The organism is Pseudoduganella sp. jia 12 (assembly GCF_055502675.1).
Genome location: NZ_JBUXKP010000006.1, coordinates 185,257 through 204,401, shown reverse-complemented (window position 1 = coordinate 204,401; position 19,145 = coordinate 185,257). Strand labels below are relative to the sequence as shown.

14 protein-coding genes are annotated in these 19,145 nt (G+C 63.3%); 8 read left to right on the top strand and 6 right to left on the bottom strand.

The genetic code is table 11. From position 1 onward, the window contains the following. The first annotated feature begins 40 nt into the window (after window positions 1-40). From accB to ACY65G_RS15175, 5 genes are all read left to right on the top strand, one after another. A complete protein-coding gene (gene accB, locus ACY65G_RS15195; RefSeq protein ID WP_464998159.1) occupies window positions 41-508 on the top strand; it encodes an acetyl-CoA carboxylase biotin carboxyl carrier protein in 468 nt (155 codons plus the stop codon). 131 nt (window positions 509-639) lie between these two features. Then, window positions 640-1,998: an acetyl-CoA carboxylase biotin carboxylase subunit gene (accC, locus tag ACY65G_RS15190; RefSeq protein ID WP_464998158.1), complete on the top strand. Its 1,359-nt coding sequence runs from the start codon at window positions 640-642 to the stop codon at window positions 1,996-1,998. Continuing rightward, complete coding sequence (prmA, locus tag ACY65G_RS15185) at window positions 1,995-2,936, top strand: 50S ribosomal protein L11 methyltransferase (protein ID WP_464998157.1); 942 nt, start codon at window positions 1,995-1,997, stop codon at window positions 2,934-2,936. Before accC ends, prmA begins: the two co-directional genes overlap by 4 nt. A 9-nt stretch (window positions 2,937-2,945) precedes the next feature. Further along, window positions 2,946-4,160, top strand: coding sequence for a DUF3426 domain-containing protein (locus ACY65G_RS15180; protein WP_464998156.1), 1,215 nt, complete (start codon window positions 2,946-2,948; stop codon window positions 4,158-4,160). A 37-nt stretch (window positions 4,161-4,197) separates the two neighbouring features. Then, entirely contained in the window at window positions 4,198-5,133 is a 936-nt protein-coding gene (locus ACY65G_RS15175; RefSeq protein ID WP_464998155.1) for a carbohydrate kinase family protein, read from the top strand. Window positions 5,134-5,464: 331 nt separating this feature from the next. On the opposite strand, the gene ACY65G_RS15170 is transcribed toward ACY65G_RS15175, so the two are convergent. Continuing rightward, window positions 5,465-5,974 (bottom strand): YggT family protein, encoded by a 510-nt coding sequence (locus tag ACY65G_RS15170; protein ID WP_371861247.1) that lies wholly within the window; start codon window positions 5,972-5,974, stop codon window positions 5,465-5,467. Between the two features lie 103 nt (window positions 5,975-6,077). Here ACY65G_RS15170 and ACY65G_RS15165 point away from each other — a divergent pair, with 103 nt between their 5' ends. From ACY65G_RS15165 to ACY65G_RS15155, 3 genes are all read left to right on the top strand, one after another. Beyond that, window positions 6,078-7,385 carry a hypothetical protein gene (locus ACY65G_RS15165; protein WP_464998154.1) on the top strand — a complete coding sequence of 436 codons (1,308 nt, stop codon included), beginning with the start codon at window positions 6,078-6,080 and terminating at the stop codon, window positions 7,383-7,385. 955 nt (window positions 7,386-8,340) lie between these two features. After that, complete coding sequence (locus ACY65G_RS15160; protein WP_464998153.1) at window positions 8,341-9,126, top strand: nucleotidyltransferase domain-containing protein; 786 nt, start codon at window positions 8,341-8,343, stop codon at window positions 9,124-9,126. A gap of 82 nt (window positions 9,127-9,208) precedes the next feature. Continuing rightward, complete coding sequence (locus ACY65G_RS15155) at window positions 9,209-11,287, top strand: family 43 glycosylhydrolase (protein ID WP_464998152.1); 2,079 nt, start codon at window positions 9,209-9,211, stop codon at window positions 11,285-11,287. A gap of 92 nt (window positions 11,288-11,379) precedes the next feature. Here the strand turns inward: ACY65G_RS15155 and ACY65G_RS15150 are convergent, their stop codons facing one another. The 5 genes from ACY65G_RS15150 to ACY65G_RS15130 form a co-directional block, all read right to left on the bottom strand. After that, window positions 11,380-11,565 carry a hypothetical protein gene (locus tag ACY65G_RS15150; RefSeq protein WP_464998151.1) on the bottom strand — a complete coding sequence of 62 codons (186 nt, stop codon included), beginning with the start codon at window positions 11,563-11,565 and terminating at the stop codon, window positions 11,380-11,382. Beyond that, on the bottom strand, window positions 11,562-11,984 hold the full coding sequence (locus ACY65G_RS15145) for a hypothetical protein (protein WP_464998150.1): 423 nt from the start codon (window positions 11,982-11,984) through the stop codon (window positions 11,562-11,564). Before ACY65G_RS15145 ends, ACY65G_RS15150 begins: the two co-directional genes overlap by 4 nt. 206 nt (window positions 11,985-12,190) lie before the next feature. Further along, a complete protein-coding gene (locus tag ACY65G_RS15140; protein ID WP_464998149.1) occupies window positions 12,191-15,649 on the bottom strand; it encodes a helicase-related protein in 3,459 nt (1,152 codons plus the stop codon). Beyond that, window positions 15,646-17,661 carry a hypothetical protein gene (locus ACY65G_RS15135; protein ID WP_464998148.1) on the bottom strand — a complete coding sequence of 672 codons (2,016 nt, stop codon included), beginning with the start codon at window positions 17,659-17,661 and terminating at the stop codon, window positions 15,646-15,648. Before ACY65G_RS15135 ends, ACY65G_RS15140 begins: the two co-directional genes overlap by 4 nt. Then, on the bottom strand, window positions 17,658-18,869 hold the full coding sequence (locus ACY65G_RS15130; RefSeq protein ID WP_464998147.1) for a hypothetical protein: 1,212 nt from the start codon (window positions 18,867-18,869) through the stop codon (window positions 17,658-17,660). Before ACY65G_RS15130 ends, ACY65G_RS15135 begins: the two co-directional genes overlap by 4 nt. Window positions 18,870-19,145 lie beyond the last annotated feature (276 nt).

The following is a 19,145-nucleotide window of genomic DNA, read 5'->3' as shown; positions in this document are numbered from 1 at the left end:
GCGCCAACATTCACAAAACAAGATTAGACGGGAGTCTCAGATGGATCTACGCAAGCTCAAGACGTTGATTGACTTGGTTGCCGAATCGGATATTGCAGAACTCGAAGTGACCGAAGGCGAGAGCAAGGTACGCATCGTCAAGTCCTCCGCCCTGCCGCAAAACCAGGTCGTGATGATGCCGCAAGCTGGCGCCCCGACCCAGTTCGCCCCGACCGCCGCGCCGGCACCGAGCGCCGCCGCGCCGGCCGTGCCGGCTGCCGCCGCCGAGCCGACCGGCCACGTCGTCAAGTCGCCGATGGTCGGCACGTTCTACCGTTCGTCCTCGCCGGGCAGCGCGCCGTTTGTCGAAGTGGGCGCGACCGTGAAGGAAGGCGATACGCTGTGCATCATCGAAGCGATGAAACTGCTGAACGAAATCGATACCGACAAGTCGGGCACGATTACCCAGATCCTGGTCGAAAACGGCCAGCCGGTGGAATTCGGCCAGCCGCTGTTCATCATCGGCTGATCGTCATTGGCTGAACCTTCATCGGCCGATATTCACCGAATCTCTGCCGGTGCGGCGGCTCCGCCGCCAGTAAGCCCCCCTTCTACAAGAACACCCGGCAAGTCCGGGTGTTCGCAAAGATAGAACTAGCCATGTTTGAAAAAATCCTCATTGCCAACCGTGGTGAAATCGCGCTGCGTATCCAGCGCGCCTGCCGCGAAATGGGCATCAAGACGGTCGTCGTGCACTCCGAAGCGGACAAGGACGCGAAATACGTCAAGCTGGCCGATGAATCCGTCTGCATCGGCCCGGCGGCTTCCAGCCTGTCGTACCTGAACATGCCCGCGATCATCAGCGCGGCCGAAGTGACCGATGCCGAGGCGATCCACCCGGGCTATGGCTTCCTGTCGGAGAACGCCGACTTCGCCGAACGCGTGGAAAAATCCGGCTTTGTCTTCATCGGCCCCCGTTCCGATTCGATTCGCCTGATGGGCGACAAGGTATCGGCCAAGCAGGCGATGATCAAGGCCGGCGTGCCGTGCGTGCCGGGTTCGGAAGGCGCGCTGCCGGAAGATCCCAAGGCGATCGTGCAAATTGCCCGCAAGATCGGCTATCCGGTCATCATCAAGGCGGCCGGCGGCGGTGGCGGCCGCGGCATGCGCGTGGTGCATACCGAAGCGGCGCTGCTCAATGCGGTGACGATGACGAAGAGCGAAGCGGGCGCGGCCTTCGGCAATCCGGAAGTCTATATGGAGAAGTACCTGGAAAATCCGCGCCACGTGGAAATCCAGATCCTGGCCGACGAACACAAGAACGCCGTGTGGCTGGGCGAGCGCGACTGCTCCATGCAGCGCCGCCACCAGAAGGTGATCGAGGAAGCGCCGGCACCCGGCATTCCGCGCAAGCTGATCGAGAAGATCGGCGACCGCTGCGCCGAAGCGTGCCGCAAGATCGGCTACCGCGGCGCCGGCACGTTCGAATTCCTGTATGAAAACGGCGAGTTCTACTTCATCGAGATGAATACCCGCGTGCAGGTCGAGCACCCGGTCACCGAGATGATCACCGGCATCGATATCGTGCAGGAACAGATCCGCATCGCCTGCGGCGAGCGCCTGCGCTTCCGCCAGCGCGACGTGATGCTGTCCGGCCATGCGCTGGAATGCCGCATCAACGCCGAAGACCCGTTCAAGTTCACGCCGTCGCCGGGCCGCATCACCTCATGGCATGTGCCGGGCGGCCCGGGCGTGCGCGTCGACTCCCATTCGTATGCGGGTTACTATGTACCGCCGCACTACGATTCGATGATCGGCAAGGTCATCACCTACGGCGCCACCCGCGAGCAGGCGATCCGCCGCATGCAGATCGCGCTGTCGGAAATGGTGGTCGAAGGCATCCTCACCAACATCCCGCTGCACCGCGAGCTGATGGTGGATGCCCGCTTCATCGAAGGCGGCACGAACATCCACTACCTGGAACAGAAACTGGCGGCAATGCCCAAGGCGGGTTCATGAGCTGGAACGAGATCGTCATCGAAGTCGCCCGCGAACACGCGGAGGCACTGTCCGACGCGCTGATGGAAGCGGGTGCGCTGTCCGTCTCCGTCGAGGATGCGGACGAAGGCACGGAAGCGGAACAGCCGCTGTTCGGCGAGCCGGGCATGGAACCGAAGGAAGCCGCGTGGGAACACAGCCGCGTGGTGGCCCTGGCCGACGTCGATGCCGATCATTCGTTCATCGTGGCCGCCGCGGCCCAGGCTGTCGGCCTGAAGGCCCTGCCGGCCTACACCACGCGCAGCGTGGCCGATGAGGACTGGGTGCGCCTCACGCAATCGCAGTTCGACCCGATCCATATCGGCAAGAACATCTGGGTCGTGCCGAGCTGGCACGAAGCGCCGGATCCATCGGCGCTGATCCTGGAACTCGACCCGGGCCTGGCCTTCGGCACCGGCAGCCACCCGACCACCCGCCTGTGCATGGAATGGCTGGAAGCCCACCCGGCGCCGGGCAAGACGGTGCTCGACTACGGTTGCGGCTCCGGCATCCTGGCGATGGTGGCGCGCAAGCTGGGCGCCGCGCCGGTGGCCGGCGTGGACATCGATCCGCAGGCGATCGAGTCGGCACGCGACAACGCCGTGCGCAACAAGGTCGAGGACATCGAATACTTCGTGCCGGACGACTTCGCGCAATCGGCCCATGCCGGTGCGCAGTTCGACATCGTCGTCGCCAACATCCTGTCGTCGCCGCTCAAGCTGATGGCGCCGATGCTGTCCGGCCGCGTGGCCGACGGCGGCGCGCTGGTGCTGTCCGGCGTGCTGGCGCGCCAGGCCGATGAAGTGGCGGCCGCGTATGCGCCCTTCATCAAGATGTCCGTCTGGGCCGAGCACGAAGGCTGGGTGGCACTCTACGGCCGCAAGGGTAGCGATACCGCCCCTCCTCCACGCCAAGGGTAATCGCAACGCATGGCGCTCGCCACGAAATGCCCCCACTGCCATACCGTGTTCCGGGTCGCCCTGGACCAGTTGAAGCTGCGTGGGGGCATCGTGCGCTGTGGCGCATGCAATGAAATCTTCGACGGGAACGCGGCGTTGCTGGAACCGGCCGCCCCGGTTGTGGCGCCGCCCGCCGTGCCGAAGCTGGATCTCGAGCTGGACCTGGATGAACAGGCGACAGCCGTCGAGCAGGCGCCCGCACTCCCCGAAACCCTGATGCCCGCGCAGGGGCCGGACCCGCAGGGCCAGCCCCCGGAAACGGCTGCGGTTCCGCAAGAAACCGCGAGTCCGCTGCCGGCACCGGAATCGGAATCCGAATCGGAACCCGAACCGGCACCCGCGCCGGTACTTGCCTCCCACGCCGCCGATACCCATCGCCGCGAACCCGCGTTCGACATGCCGTCGGAGCACATCGTGGCCGTCGCGCTGGACGACCTGCATCACTTCGACGACGAACCGGAGCCGATCGTTCCCGCGCCCGCAGCGCGGGACGACACAGGCCGCACCGCCGGCCGGCTGGCCAACGAAGCTGCCGAACGCGCCGCCGACGACGCCTCCGCCGCCGACCTGCTGACGGGGGCGCCGGAAAGCGCGCTGCTGGCGGCCGGTGCCGGCACCGCCGCGGCAACGCCCGACGAACATGATGCGCCGGACGATGTGCTGGACGACGAGCCGGAATTCGTGCGCCAGGCCGAGCGCCGCGAACGCACGCGTTCCAACACCCGCCTGGCGATGATCGCCGGCATTCCGCTGCTGGCCCTGGTGCTGCTGGGCCAGGCCGTGTTCACGCTGCGCAACGGCCTGGCCGCCGACTACCCGGCCATGAAGCCGGCGCTGCAGGCGCTGTGCGCGCCGCTGGGCTGCGCGGTCGAGTTGCCGCGCCGGATCGACGCGCTGGCGATCGAAGAAGGCGAGCTGCAAACGCTGGCCCCGGACACGTACAGTTTCGTCACCGTGCTGCGCAACCAGTCGCGCTCCGTGCAGGCATGGCCCCACATCGAGCTGGTGCTGAACGATGGCGCCGACAAGCCCGTGCTGCGCCGCGTGTTCGCGCCACGCGATTACCTGGGCAAGGGCGCCATGGCGCAGGGTTTCCGGCCACGCAGCGAACAGGCCGTGAAACTGTATTTCAAGCTGGACGGGCTGCGCGCCTCCGGCTACCGCATCGCCATTTTCCATCCCTGATTTTTTCCTGATTTTTTCCGGATCGACTCCTACTCCCATGAACCAGACTTCCCTGATCTGCGGCTCGCTCGCCATCGACATCATCATGCAATACGAGGGTCGCTTCGGCGACACGCTGCTGGCCGACCAGCTGCACAAGGTGAACGTGTCGTTCCTGGTGCCGACGATGCGCACCGAATTCGGCGGCTGCTCCGGCAACATCGCCTACAACCTGAAACTGCTCGGCGGCGATCCCCGTATCGTCGGCGTGATGGGCCAGGATTGCGCGGCCTACCTCGAGCGGCTGCAAACGCTCGGCATCAGCACGCAGAACATCCTGATCAAGAAGGATGCGTACAACGCCCAGTGCTTCGTCACGGCCGACTCGGACAACAACCAGATCAACGCCTTCCACCCCGGCGCCATGTCGTTCGCGCACGAGAACGATATCGAAGCCGCCGGCCCGGCCCGCATCGCGATCATCTCCCCGGATGGCCACCTGGGCATGCTGAAGCACGCCGAGGACCTGGCACGCCTGGGCATCCCGTTCGTGTTCGACCCGGGCCAGCAACTGCCCATGTTCACGCCCGAGCAGCTGGTCAAGTTCATCGACCAGGCCACCTACGTGACCTGCAACGACTATGAAATCGAACTGCTGACGGACCGCACCGGCCTGGCGCTGGAAGAAATCGCGACCCGCGTGCAGGCGCTGATCGTCACGCGCGGCGAAAAGGGTTCCGAGATCTATACCGAAGGCAAGCGCATCGACATCCCGGCCGTGGAAGCGGCCGTGCTGGACCCGACCGGCTGCGGCGACGCCTACCGCGCCGGCCTGCTGTACGGCCTGACGCACGACCTGGGCTGGGAAACCACCGGCCGGCTGGCCAGCCTGCTGGGCGCCATCAAGATCGCCCACAAGGGCGCGCAGAACCACCACTTCACACCGGAAGAGATCGCGGACAAGTTCGAGCAGGCGTTCGGGTACCGGTTTTAAGTAGCTTGCCGGCTGCTTGATGTCGCGGGTGGCGCTGGATCCGCAGGGGTCTGTCCCCGCCAGTCGTCAGCCTCGATCGTCGCCGTCAGCTTGAACCAAGGGGACTGACCCCGGTTTTTGCTGGCGTTCCGATGACGCCGGCAGAAACAACAAAAAGTGGGGACAGGAAGGAGTGAACCCTTGCAAGGGTTCACCGCTACGCAGGCGAGGAGCATGCTCCTCGAAACCCCTGCTACGCCCCCTGCGACGCGAACGCTCTCTCGACATCCCCCATTACCCCAAAAACAAAAAAAGGCGCCGCGGCGCCTTTTTTCATTGGCTCAGCAAAGCCTCACCGGAACAGCATATCCAGCACGAGCTGCGCGATCTGCAGCAGCACCAGCGCCACCAGCAGCGACAGGTCGAGGTTGCCCACCAGCGGCACCACGCGGCGCACGGGCTTCAGGATCGGCTCGTTGAGTGCGCGCACGAAGGGCGCCAGCGGCGCGTGCGGGTTGACCCAGCTGAAGATCGCCTCGACCACCAGCAGGATCATGAAACCGTAGAGTATCCATTGCAGGAAGCGGTGCAACGCCATCAGCATGATGATGTCGAACGAATAGCCGGCGAACCAGCGCACCGACGTGGCCAGCACCACGATCAGGAACGCGCCGAGCAGGCTGGCCCAGTCGTAGCCGCCCACGCCGGGAACGATGCGGCGCATCGGGCGCACCAGCCAGTCGGATAACTGGAAGGTAAATTGCGCCACCGACGACGGCGGCCGCACGCGAGTCGCCTGCATCCAGAACCGCAGCAGCAGCACCCCGCCGAGCAGGACGGCAACGGTATCGACGATCAGCATCACAATACTAAGCACGAGCATTCTCCATAAAAAAACCGCCGTGCGATTGTCTCACACGGCGGTATTCGCGCCCATCGGGCCGTCAAAGGTATCGACGGGACCGATGGAGATCGACGACCGGGACGGGTACCGGCACGGAGCCGGCCCGCCCATCGCCGCTCAGGAAGGACGGGTGCTGGTCGGGAACGGCCATGCGGCCGCCGGTGCCAGCGTCGTCTTTGCCGACGGCACGGTAGCGGCGGACGGAGCCGCTGCCGGTGCTGCAGCCGGCGTTTCCTTCTTCGCTGCGCCATCCTTTTTCGCTGCCGCCTTCTTCGGCGCAGCGGCTTTCTTTGCTACTGGTTGTTCCGCGGGCTTGTCGGCCGTAGTCGCTGCCGGGGCGGTAGCCGGCGCGGCCTCAGGCTTTTTTGCTGCGGCCTTTTTGGCGGCTGGTTTAGCAGCTGGTTTAGCGGCCGATTTGGCTGCTGGCTTGGCGGCTGGCTTGGCTGCGGACTTGCTTGCTGCCGGCTTCGCTGCCGAAGCTGCCGGCTTGGCGGCTGCCGACTTCGTTGCGGCTTTCTTGGCTGCAGGCTTGGCGGCTGCGGTCTTGGTAGCAGCCTGTTTGGCTGCAGGCTTGGCGGCGGCCGTCTTGGTCGCTGCCTTCTTGGCTGCAGGCTTGGCGGCGGCCGTCTTGGTTGCTGCCTTCTTGGCTGCAGGCTTGGCGGCGGCGGTCTTGGTCGCTGCCTTCTTGGCTGCCGGCTTGGCGGCGGCGGTCTTGGTCGCTGCCTTCTTGGCTGCAGGCTTGGCGGCGGCCGTCTTGGTCGCTGCCTTCTTGGCTGCCGGCTTGGCGGCGGCGGTCTTGGTTGCAGCTTTCTTGGCTGCCGGCTTGGCGGCGGCGGTCTTGGTTGCAGCTTTCTTGGCTGCCGGCTTGGCAGCGGTTGCCGCCGATTTCTTTACCGCGGTGGACTTGGTTGCCGTGGTCGACTTCTTCGCTGCGGTGGACTTCGCTGCGGTGGACTTCGCCGCCGTCGACTTGGTTGCCGTGGACTTTGCTGCCGAGGACTTGGTTGCCGTCGACTTCGTTGCGGTCGCCGACTTCTTCGCTGCAGCCGGCTTTGCTGCTGCCGTGGACTTCTTCGCTGCTGCCGGCTTTGCTGCTGCCGTGGTCTTCTTCGCTGCCGCCGGCTTCGCAGCCGCGGTGGTCTTCTTCGCTGCAGCAGGTTTCGCCGCGGCCGTGGTCTTCTTCACCGCAGCAGGCTTGGCAGCCGCGGTGGTTTTCTTCGCAGCCGGCTTGGCGGCGGCGGACTTCTCGGTCGACTTCGCAGTCGCGGCCTTCTTGGCCGGAGCGGCAGCGGCCTTGGCGGCGGCTGGCTTCTTCGTATCGGTTTTCTTGGTGGCGGTAGCCATTTTATTACTCCTTCATCCGGGATGAAATTACGCACATAGTTGAAACCCGTCCGGCATACCCGTCGGTACACAGGGCGAATTATTCATCGGCACAAGCATCGCGGTGTTTGCACTAATGAATTTGGCACCCGGCTGAACTGCTGCAGCTCCTCACGACTGCAGCACTTCAGCCATTCGATCGACGCTACCGCTTTCATTCGTGCTCCTGGCACGGGCGGGCGGCGCCGGTCTGAGAATTCTTGTTCTTCGTGTCTCCAGGGTCGGGCGCGCACTCAGCTCCGAACCCAGCATTTGCTCACATCGTTTCCTGGCGCTCAAAGAAAAAACCGCCCGGCCCGACGATGTTCAGGCGAGGCGGCATACCAGATAACCATGTGGTCGTCGTGCATATCTGTGCGAACTTTTGTCCTGTTGTTCTTGGGTTTTCGCCGGAGCGGCACACTCTAAAAAGAGTGCTTGCAAATCCCGGTCTTTTCAAGCTCGTAAAGTACACGAAAACCTTAATGATGCGCAACCGGCACGCATGCTTTTCACGCTCTTTTTTTACCGTGCTGCGCGAGGTAACGCACATAGCCGAGTGCATCGTGCGCACCGTGCGCCATCGAACGCGTGCACTTCGCGACGCTCGCCGACCAACCTCGCTTTGCATAACGCCTTTACCTAAAGGCGTTATGCAAAGCACTCCAACATCTCCGCATGCTTGAGCCGGCATGCATGCGAGGTGTCGGAACGCCGTCGCGAGGCCGCCATGCAGATGACACCGCACGTGAAAAAAATGTGGTGCAACCGTGCGCACGCCTGCCCGAAAGGGCCATACGGCAGGCGGCGCAAGGTGTCGCGCGTGGCGCGGCGTGCTCAATGTGGACGTTCTCGCGAACGTGCTCGACGTTGATGGAGCGGGCCGGTTCGGCCGCCGTGAACCTGCGCGCGCACGACGTGGACGGTCTACACTGCCCGCTTCTCATATCGAAAGACGACCCATGCATATCGACGCCGCACGCCACCTCGTCAAGCACCGGCTGCTACCGCGCTGGCCCGATGCGAGGGTGGCGATCATCGGTGGCTCGATCGCGCGCGGCGAAGCCACGCCGACGTCGGACATCGACCTGCTGCTCGTGTTCGATCGCGTCGACCACGCATGGCGCGACACGCTGAAGGTGGACACGCAAACGGTCGAGCTGTTCGGCCACGACCCTGCCACGTTCGACTACTTTTGCCGCACGATCGACCGGCCGGCCGGACGCATGCCGCTGGCGAACATGGTGGTCGATGGCGTGAGCGTGCTGCACGACGACACATGCGCGGCATGGCTGCGCGCTCATGCGCGGCAACTGCTCGATCTCGGCGCACCGCCGCCGACACAAGCCATGCTGGCCGGCCGCCGCTATGAAATCACCACGCTGCTCGAAGACCTGGTCGATGGCACGGCGCCGGACGAAACGCTGGCCACCGCCATCAAGCTGTACGACGCGCTGGCCCAGTTCGCCCTGCTCGCGGCCGGTGCGTGGACCGGCGTGGGCAAGCACCTGGCGCGGCGGCTGCGCGCCGTGGACGCCGCGCTCGCCGACGACCTCGTGGCCGCGATGGCGGCGCTGGCGTCCGATCCGGCGGCGGCCAGGGCGCTGTTCGACACGACAGTCCGGCGCACGCTCGCACCGCACGGCGGCCTCCTGCTCGAAGGCTACGCGGTGCCGGCACCGGCCGAATGGCGCAGCGAAGGTGTCGCCTTCCCTGGCCTGCCGACATATCCGACTTCATATGGATGAGCCGTAAAAATTCATTGGCCTTCGAAGGCCGAAGGGATTATGTTGGGCTCCCGATACCGACCGCGCCCGCCGCTTTCCCACCATGCCGACTCCCCGCTCCCTGCGTCTCGCCATTTCGCTCGCCCTGTCTTCCCTCCTGATCGCCGCGCCCGCCATGGCCCAGCAGGAAGCGCGGCCGGTCCAGGGCTTGTCGACGAAAACCTGGACGCCGGACAACGGCAACGGCACGTTCACCAACCCGCTGTTCTACGACGAGTTCTCCGATCCCGACATGATCCGCGTGGGCGACTGGTTCTACCTGACCGGCACCACGATGCACGCGATGCCGGGCCTGCCGGTGCTGCGCTCGAAGGACCTGGTGAACTGGGAGTTCCTGAGCTACGCATCGCCGAAGCTCGACTTCGGCCCGCAGTTCCGGCTCGAGGAGGGCAAGGCGATCTATGGCCAGGGCATCTGGGCGCCCAGCTTTCGCCACCACGACGGCACGTTCTACATCTTCACCAACGTGAACGGCCGCGGCACGCAGATCTATACCGCCACGGACCCGAAAGGCCCGTGGACCCACCGCGAAATGAAGCGCAGCCTGCATGACCTGTCCGTGCTGTTCGACGACGACGGCAAGGTCTACGTGGTGTGGGACCACCAGGAGATGAAGGTCGCCCAGCTCACCGCCGACCTGACCGACCTGGTACCCGGCACCGAGAAGGTGGTGTTCGCGAAGGACCAGGGCATGGGCGAAGGCGCCCACTTCCTGAAGATCGACGGCAAGTACTACATCCTCAGCGCGAACTACGCGGGCGGCTTCCGCATGCCGGCCGCCCGCGCCGACAACCCGTTCGGCCCATGGGAAGTGAACCACTCCATCAGCACCAACGAAGGCTTCGGCATGGCCGAGGGCAACCGGCTGAAGTCCGGTGCGCCACCGCGTCCGCCGTTCGACGTCGTGCCGGGCAATCCAAAGCGGCACGACTCCACCGCGATCCACCAGGGCGGCATCGTGTTCACGCCGGCCGGCGAATGGTGGGGCTATTCGATGATGGACTACAACTCGGTGGGCCGCCTGCTGTCGCTGTCGCCGGTCACGTGGCAGGATGGCTGGCCGTACTTCGGCCTGCCCGGCAACCTGGGCCGCAACCCGCGCACGTGGGTGAAGCCGAAGACGGCCGAGCCGCAGCCGGTGCGCGTGCCGTACGAGCGCAGCGACGACTTTTCAGGCACATCGCTGAAACCGGTCTGGCAGTGGAACCACGTGCCGGTGGACGGCAAGTGGTCGCTGGCCGAGCGGCCGGGCTACCTGCGGCTGCATGCGCTGCCGGCGAAGTCGTTCTGGGAGGCTCGCAACAGCCTCACCCAGCGCGCCATCGGCCCCAAGTCGTCGCCGACCGTCGTGCTGGATGCCGGTGGCCTGAAAGAAGGCGACGTGGCCGGCCTGGCGCTGCTGAACCTGCCCTATGCGACGCTGGGTGTCGAGAAGACGGCCAGCGGGCTGTCGGTCGCCGTCTTCGACCAGGCCCGCAACGCCACGAAGCGGGTCGCGGTGAAAGCCTCGCGCGTCTGGCTGCGTGCCGATGCCGACTTCCTGACGGAGAAGGCGCGCTTCTCTTACTCGGTCGACGGCAAGACCTTCGTGCCGGTGGGCGACGAGTTCACGATGATCTTCCAGCTCGTGACGTTCCAGGGGGTGCGCTATGCCCTCTTCAATTACAACACCGCGGGTGTCGAAGGTGGCGTGGCCGACTTCGACAGCATGGACGTCCACCAGCCCTATCCGCATGGACTGATGCGGGCGATCCCGTTCGGTAGATCGGTGACGTTGACCTCTTTTGGCGGGAAGACCGGGCTGCACGCCGGCGATGGGCGTTTGTCGGTTGGTGCGCCTTCCCGGTTCGCCGTCGAGAACATGAAGCTGGGCCGCGTCGCGCTGCGGGCCGGTAAACAGTATGTGACGGTCGGTTCGGATGGCGCTTTATCACTGGCCGATGGCGCGCCGGGCGAGGCGCAGAGCTTCCAGTGGATCGAGACACCGACCGGGGAGCTCGTGCTGATGGCGCTGGCCAATAACCGCTTTGTGAGGGTAGACGCAGCGAGCGGAAAGGTGTCCGTCGACAGCCCCGGGCCGCTGACCGAAAGCGGGGATGGGACGCGGTTTATCTGGAAATGAGTGGAGGACCAGGCAGGCGAATCATCATGAACAGGAACGCCAACCCGTCGAGGTTGGCGTTCTCGATCGAGGAGCGCTTCACCGCCCCATCATCAAGGCTTGCGGCATTCCCTGGCTGATCGCAGGGCGCGACGCAACCGCCAGTTGTCCGCGATTGCGGCGATCAGGGCCACCAGGACCAGGACTTCGAACGCATCCTGGTCCATGTAATGCCAGAACGCCCAGGCAGCCAATGAGCATCCCAGTGCGGCCAGAATCAGAAGGATCCTGTCATTCATCGCTGTGTCGCTGCCTGTCGGTACATGTTGCGGCCTGCAGCTTCTTTATAGGTGCCTGGCCAGCGTTGAAGGGTGGCAGGAAGCCACGGCCTGCTCAGATGTTTCTGGTGGGCCAGCAGCATCACGTCGGCTAGCGAAGTTCCGTTGCCTAGTACGCGCCCGGTGGCGACTGCGATACTGCCGATCACCGCACCAACGTAGAAGGCGGCTGATAGCGCACCAATCACGGCAAGCTGTTCCAGCCGGGTACCTGCGACGATAAGCTCCCTGACGGTAACCTTCCGCCCGAATTTGTCGAGCTGGCCGAGAAGCACCGCTGCATTGGCTACGGCCGCCTGACACGTCCCATACAGGGATTCCGGCGCTGGTAAGCCAAGCCCATCCATGTTCTCCTTGAAGTAGCGATAGAAATCGGACATGTTCCCTCCTGTAGTTGACGTCAGGAAAGGATATCGCTGTGAATTTGAGGCATTTTGCGACCGGGCAGGCTTTCGTTATCGTCATGAGTAAAAACTTGGCTTACAAGCGCCTGATAACGCCTCGCGCTTGTCCTAGGGACAACAACCATGTAAACTTTGACAATGCGATCGGCTGCTTTCGGCCAGACGCTGTCCTTCACCGTCGGTTAACTGACTACCGCGAGGTCCACCTTCAGGAACCCGATCATCGATTCCGGCAACGCGGGCATCACAGCAGCTTGCGAACCAGCGTTGCCATCTTCGCCCTCGCGCACCGCTTCAACAGTGGAGCCCTCGCCATACACCTCTTCGTCGATATCGCCGGCCCCGAAATCGGGCGTACCCAGCAACACCTCGAATGTCTGGGCCCGCGAAAACACGACGTCGTACTGAAATTGTTCGTAGTTGTTCGCTAAATAAGGGATACCAATGCGAATCCGGATATTCTTGGACGGATCAGCCAGTGAATTGACCCGGTCCAGCCGGCCGATCCGCTGTTCCAACTTGGCGGGATTCCAAGGCAGGTCATGAATGACGATGTCCGCGCAATGCCGGTGCAAGTCGATGCCTTCCGAACCGATGGCCGAGCACACCAAAATGTCCGGCAACAGCGGCGAGTTAAACGACGCGCACAGCTTGGCGCGCAATTCATTGCCGGTTGCACCGGACAGGATGCTGACATGCTTCACGTCCCGGCGCAGGATGCCGCTCCACATGCTCCTGCGCTTCGATTCGCGCTGATCGGCCTGGCTGATCGAGCCCTCTTCCGCCGTTAGCCCTTCGATGAACCGCACTGTGCGCGCCAGCATCGTTTCGCCATGTCCCAATTCCATCGTCGCCAGGCCAGCACTGATGCGTTCGAAATGGGTCTGGTAGCCGGGGAGCGCTTCATAACGCGCGATCAGGTCGTCGCGCAGGGCGACCCGCCTCAAGCCGGCCATCAACTGCAGCAGTATTTCGGAAAAGGCCTGCAGGGGCAGCTCGGAAGGATGGCTCGCCAGCAAGCGCTCCGCTTCGGCCTCGAGCAGATCCCACAGCGCGCCATGGAAAGTCGGGCGCGGCTGCACACACCACAGGTTCTGGCGGTCGCGGTACTGGGCATCGAGTACCCTTAGCACGTCGGCTCCGTCAGCTGTTTCATCGTCATCCTTGTCTTCCTCGGAACGCTCGTCCTCGGTCTGTCCGGTTCCATTCACATAGTCCTGCAGCAGACTGGTCCTGCGCTCGCTGTCGACGCCCGTCAATGCATCGTGCATTCCGGCGAACATTCGCAGCGCCTGCGGCCAGCGCCCTGCGAGCTGGGGGTCCTGCGTCACCGCCGGCGCCAGCAGGCAGGCGTCGAGCAGCCGGATGATGCGCCGCGCAGTCGACTTGATCCCCGCCTGTACCAAGCAAGCCTGAACGAATCTACTGGCAGCCTCGCGCCCGCGCGTCAGTTCCCGCGCAAATTCTTCCGCTCGCCCGCTGGCGTCGCCCAGCGAAAGCCACCACAGGTTGTCGACGAGTTCGGAGCGCTTCAGGAGGCTCTTGCGTCGCATTGCATCGGCACTAGCCTGGGCCTGGTGCCAGACATCGATCTTCCGGGTGAGCGCGGCCTCGATCTCGCCCAGCGTCTGGACCCGTTCGCAAAAGATCAGCGTCTTGCGGCCTTGCACGAAATTCTCGAATGCCCGCGTGACGGTCGCCTCGACCTTCGGATGCGCCGTCTTTTCTAGTACTTGAGTGAACATGGTTTGGTAGCGCTGCTGCGAGGACGCACCCCTGCGCGCGCTGGCGCCATGCAGGTAGGCGCTTGTGCTCGAGGACAGGCCACCGAGCAGGCGCGCATTCGCTGCCTTTGTCCTGCCCCCCTCGCGCTCCACGAACTGCCCCAGGCGCATGCCGATGAAGTTGACCATGGCGGCGTCCTCGCCCCCATACCCGTCGCTTCGGTAGAGGGTCGGACGTGGACGGCTATCGGGATGCCCCTCATGGAAATGCCGGCCAATCCGGAAATCGCGCTTGTTGCGCGGCTTGGTATGGCGAATGGCGATGTCGCGCAATCCGGCTTGCAGAGTTTCGATCGAATTTCGGTAAGCCAACAGCGCGGCGGCAAAATCCTCAACCGCCTCCTGCGCATGGCCTTCGTCCACGATCGCTTGCGCCGCTTGGAGGATCCCCTCTTTTTCACGGGCAGCGAGCAGGGCGTCGAGCTCCTTGTTGCTTCGCACCGTGCCCAAGGCTTGCCAAGCCAGCGCGAACTTATTGCTTGCCTGGAGGCATATCTGCATCAATCCTCCGCTCTGCGTTGGTCCCTGCCCGAACACCTGCTTCAGCACCCTGGCAGACTTGCCGTCCTTGCGCACCACGATGTTGAAGACGCGCGCCATTTCGCCCTGCTCGACCTGGAAGGGCGTTGCGGACATGATGAGCTTGCTTGCGATATAAGGCGCGTATTGGGTGTTGAAGACCTCTGCGTTGTGTTTGCCTGCCTTCCAGTTATGCACCTCGTCGATGACGGCGAGCCCGATATTAGCTTCAGCAAGCTTTTCCTGGAAGACGAGGTTGCGCACGTCGTTGAAAAAGGCACGCAGTGCCCCGCCATCGGACAGTTGCGCACGCAAGGCGCTCCAGCGCGCGGCCACGTCGGCGCGTTCCAGAACCCGCGTAGTGGCGCCGCGCAATCCATACATGTCTTCGCGGCTGGTGGATAGCACACTCGCCAAATACTCCTGCCAGCGCGCGTAGCGCACGCGTTCCCTGAGGATGTTCGCTGCTTCAAGAGCGCATACTACTTTCATCCTGTTTTCAGCATGGACACCGGATAGTAGGAAGCCCAGCACGAACTGCGAGAATAGTTTGTTCTCAGCTTCGTCAATACGCGGCGCGCTCAACGCGCTCATGTTCATAACGTACACGTTGGGCTTAAACCGGTCCTGCTGGGCGGTGAACCGCTTGAACAAGTTGGCAAGCGGCCAGTCCTCACCGGTGCTGGTCTTCAACCCCTGGAACTGATCCTGGAACCAGCCCTTGCACACCGCGTATTCGCTCTCAAGGAATTCCTGGATCGCCGCTTGCGAGTACTGGGCGGTAAAGCGCAAGTTGGCATTGTCGAGGACGTCGAATTCACTCAGCACGGGCCACAGGCGTGGCTGCTTGCCGAGCAGGCCGCGCGACTTCGCCCAGCCGAACAGCGTGTGGAGGAAAGGATGCAGGGTTCCCTTGTCCACGCGCAGGCGCGTCGTATCCTCGTAGTCGTGGAGGTTGCGGAACAGGTCCCAATAACTGTTCACCTTAAGCGGCCGCATTTCCTTGCGTCTGCTATCTTTGGCGCGACACACGTACCTGCCGTTGAAGCTAGCAATCTCCTCGCCCCACTTGTGCTTGAGCACGTGACTGGGCGGTGTGATTAAGAGAACCTTGCGGTCGTTCTGCTCGCTTTGCATGAGGTAATCAGCCATGACCGCCAAGGCGACATAAGTTTTGCCCATGCCGACTTCATCGGCGAGCAGGACCGCATCATGGCCGTCTGCAAAGCGCGCCGAGATAGCCTGCGCCGTCGCTCGCTGACGATCCCAGTCGCCTTGCACGCTCGCGCGTTCGGCCCTGGCCTTGATGATGCGCTCGAAAGGGATGCTGCGTTTCATGCCAGTTCGCTCCTGCAAAAATCGAGATAGGTTGCCAACACGGGGGGGGCGGTGGGACGCGACTGCAAGCCGGCTGCGAGACGGCGCGCAAGCGCGCTCATGGCTGGCAGCTGCACGCCCATCCTGTGGCAGGACAGCACCAGTTCGCCCAGCTTGAAGGCGTGTACCTGGTCGCGAAGCGGAATGGTCGCTTCCTGGTATTCCTTGTCGAGCAGCTGGGCATACAGCAACAAGGGCTTTTCCACCATCCGCGCCCACTGCTCCTGCCAGTCCGGTAAGCCCGCCAGGTCGGCGACCCGCTGCTCGAACACACGCTCCACCGCCGAGAAAAGACTGAGATGGCGCTGCATCGCGATCACCACGTTGCTTTCGCGGTCGACCGGCGTGTCGATCGGCTGCTCTTCCTCCGGCTCGCCAGGAATGCGCTCGCCCGGACCACCGATGCCCCTATACGGCGGCTTCAAGTAATACGACAGCCAGTCTTCAGCATTGGCAAATAGTTTCAGGTCCGCATATGCCAACAGCTCGGCGGCGTGGCGGAAAGGTAGGTAGAACACGGGTTCGGCAAGCCCACGCGGGAGAAAGCGCAGGTTGCGCTTTCCCAGCAAGGGAAGCGCGGAGGCATCCCAGCTGATCGCCTGCGACGCGTTTCCATCGGCCGTGATGGCTAGGTCGCCCCAGGCAATGTCATAGTCGCGCAGCCGTTCGGGCTGATCGCAAGCGAAATGGAATGCCACCGTCGCCAGCCCATCTGGTGAGCGCAGTTCGATGTCGCGGATGAAGTCGAGCCCGCCGGCGCCATGCTCGTAGAGCACATCGTCTTCGCGCTCGGTGGCGTCCAGCTGCTGCGACAACTGCGCGTATGAGCAGACGGCAGTGGACCCCAGCGCCTTGATGACGGTGGCGACCAGCGCTTCCGCGCTGCCCTTGTGCACCCAGGTCAGTCCCAACTCATGGTTGTCACCGTTCCAGGCCTTGCTAGTAAAATTCGCGCTGCCGATGTAGACCAGGTGGTCTTGCCCTTGTCCGCACAGGATAAGGATCTTCGCGTGCAGCTTGCGGACGATGGCGAGCTTGTCGAGGCTAGCCCCGTCGTTGGCGGCCGCGATGCGCGCACGTTCTTCGCTGTTGATCGTTTCCGGAATCAGGTGCAGCAGGCGCCGTCCCGTCCCATTCCCGTAATGACGCTTGCTCACCGTCTCCACATTGTCCGCATCGGTATGGATCACGATTTCTCCGATCGGTCCCAACTCGCGCTCCAGGGCATCGGCCAGGAAAGTGCTACCGCGGTCGAAGAAGGGCGACACCACGACCAGCTTGCGTACCGGGCCGGACGACAACGCTTGCCAGGAGCCTGCCAGTTGCTGCAGTCCCGTGTCGCCGTAGCCCGAGGTCAGCAAGGTATAGGCATCCTTGGCAGCGTCTGCACCACCCAGCTTCCACTTCTCGAAGCGGGCGTCCAGGGTGACGACGACGCTCGCCAGCGCCGGCGAAGCGGCGGCATGGGGTTGACGCGCATAGCCTGTGCGCAACAATGCGATGAAGGCTCGCAGCAGCCCAGCGTTGGCGCGCTCCTTCGCGCTCCACTCAAAGTCCATAAAGACTTCGCGGTTCGAAAACAGGCCGCTCTGAGTCAGGTTGAAAGATCCGAGCACGAGGCGCACGGCATTGCGCGTGACTATGAGGTAGGCCTTGGCATGGTGGCAGCTGTATGCCTTAGCACGCACGGGAATCAGGTCGAGGAAATGTGGCAGCTTGTTCGACTCTCGCGTCTTGCGGGCGTCATAAAGCACGAGCGGCTGGCAGGCCGCGATAAAACGCAGGTGGTTCGTGCGCAAATCGAACTCGTCGTCGAGTCGGCGCCCGGCGATTAGGTTGATCAGCTGTTGATCGTCGAATTCGTAGGTCAAGACGACTATGCGCTCGATCGGATCCTTGGTCGCATTGGCAGCGAGGTCGGCGAAGATACTCTGCAGCGAATCGAATTCTCCCTGGGAAGGTAATTGGCTCATGCGTGGGCGTAGGAATGGTAACGGCTAGCACGCTGGAAGTGCCAGTCGCGCCGATGCTGGAAGGCGATCAGGGCAAGCCGGGCACTGCGCCCGCCGGCGGATGCCAAGGCACTGCGCCGCTCGCCGTAGCTGCGCATGTCGAACCTGTCGCGCACGCGGATTTCGCCGTCTTCCATGAAAGGCAGGCTTCCCTTGCCCTTTTGGTGCGCAAGGTGGTGGGCGAGGATGCGCTGTGCCGCGTCCGTATAATCGCTGGCATCCGTCAAGCCGGCAAACAAGCCCTTGCTGTCGCTGCACTCCGGCGTCCGGGTGTAGGCGCGCGCTGTCGTGCGCAGCGCGTTCGCGAGGTCCTCCTCGAGCTCGCCGAAAGGCAGCGCCCGGTTGCCCTTTTCGGCACACGACAGATACTCGCGTTCGAAGATATGCTGTACTAGCCCGGTCAACTGCTGGAACAGTTCGACTTGGGTCAGCTCGGTTTTCAAGGGCGCATAGCGGTTGCGCCATGCGTCGAAACCGGCGGCGTGGCTCGCCGCGTCGCGCTGCCACGTCTCGTTTTCCGTTGCGCTCAAGGGTTGATGCCACAGCGAAGTGACCGCGGGCGTGCGCTCGCAGTAGTCGCGGATCAGTTTACGCCACACCTGCGCTTCGGCGCGATCCGGCGGCGCCTCGGTTTCGAACAATGCCGAGTAATCGTCCATGCGCTGTAGATTCCAGGATGCTCCTTTCAACCACGCCTCGATAGCAGTACGCAGAGAGATCCCATTACGTTTGCTGAACGCGGCAGCTAGCTCGTTGCCTTGGTCAGTCAACCGCCGTCCCGCCTTATCGACGATGCCCCAGATGGCTGAGGGGCTCGAATAATGGCCGAGCGTGCCGTAGGAAAGGCTCGCGTAGATGCGGTCGTTCTTGCTGATATCGGCCAGAGCCAAGCTGTCCCGGTCACGCATCAGGGTCTTGTATTTCCTGATGTTCAAGACTGAGGACGATGCGCCATTACCCGCGTGGAGGAGGCCCCACAGGACTTCCGCGCGGCGAAACTGCAGCGAGAACTCCTTTTGTGCCGGCGTGACCCCGGCATCGGCGAGCACACTGTAGATCAATGCCAGTACACCGTGGTAGGCCGGGAAGTTGGACAGGACGGTGAATTGCTTGAACAGCTTGTCCTGCAAGGCGGTATAGGGAGACAGGAACCCGAGCGGATCCATCATCAGCTCCTGTCGGCCCATTACAACGTATTCTGAGAATTTCATTCAATGCCCTGTTTCGCCCCGTCAGTTAACAACGGGATACAGCTAATAAGTGATCTGTTCAATTTTATCGAACCTGCTTTCGATAAGGAAACTTTTTCGTTCTAGTTCGCGAACTCGATGCAAATAGCTCCCGCAGTTGAGAACGCTGAACAACAGTTCAAGCGTGGGACGCAGTAAAAGCGCATAGCCATTTGCTAACGGCTGCTACCCGGCCATGCGCGCATTTGCAGTGAC

Coding starts and splice junctions, on each gene's coding strand:
- ACY65G_RS15135 (WP_464998148.1), bottom strand. CDS start 17,661: ATGAGCCAATTACCTTCCCAGGGAGAATTCGATTCGCTGCAGAGTATC.
- accC (WP_464998158.1), top strand. CDS start 640: ATGTTTGAAAAAATCCTCATTGCCAACCGTGGTGAAATCGCGCTGCGT.
- ACY65G_RS15175 (WP_464998155.1), top strand. CDS start 4,198: ATGAACCAGACTTCCCTGATCTGCGGCTCGCTCGCCATCGACATCATC.
- ACY65G_RS15160 (WP_464998153.1), top strand. CDS start 8,341: ATGCATATCGACGCCGCACGCCACCTCGTCAAGCACCGGCTGCTACCG.
- ACY65G_RS15170 (WP_371861247.1), bottom strand. CDS start 5,974: ATGCTGATCGTCGATACCGTTGCCGTCCTGCTCGGCGGGGTGCTGCTG.
- ACY65G_RS15150 (WP_464998151.1), bottom strand. CDS start 11,565: ATGAATGACAGGATCCTTCTGATTCTGGCCGCACTGGGATGCTCATTG.
- ACY65G_RS15155 (WP_464998152.1), top strand. CDS start 9,209: ATGCCGACTCCCCGCTCCCTGCGTCTCGCCATTTCGCTCGCCCTGTCT.
- prmA (WP_464998157.1), top strand. CDS start 1,995: ATGAGCTGGAACGAGATCGTCATCGAAGTCGCCCGCGAACACGCGGAG.
- ACY65G_RS15165 (WP_464998154.1), top strand. CDS start 6,078: ATGGAGATCGACGACCGGGACGGGTACCGGCACGGAGCCGGCCCGCCC.
- ACY65G_RS15180 (WP_464998156.1), top strand. CDS start 2,946: ATGGCGCTCGCCACGAAATGCCCCCACTGCCATACCGTGTTCCGGGTC.
- ACY65G_RS15130 (WP_464998147.1), bottom strand. CDS start 18,869: ATGATGGATCCGCTCGGGTTCCTGTCTCCCTATACCGCCTTGCAGGAC.
- ACY65G_RS15140 (WP_464998149.1), bottom strand. CDS start 15,649: ATGAAACGCAGCATCCCTTTCGAGCGCATCATCAAGGCCAGGGCCGAA.
- ACY65G_RS15145 (WP_464998150.1), bottom strand. CDS start 11,984: ATGTCCGATTTCTATCGCTACTTCAAGGAGAACATGGATGGGCTTGGC.
- accB (WP_464998159.1), top strand. CDS start 41: ATGGATCTACGCAAGCTCAAGACGTTGATTGACTTGGTTGCCGAATCG.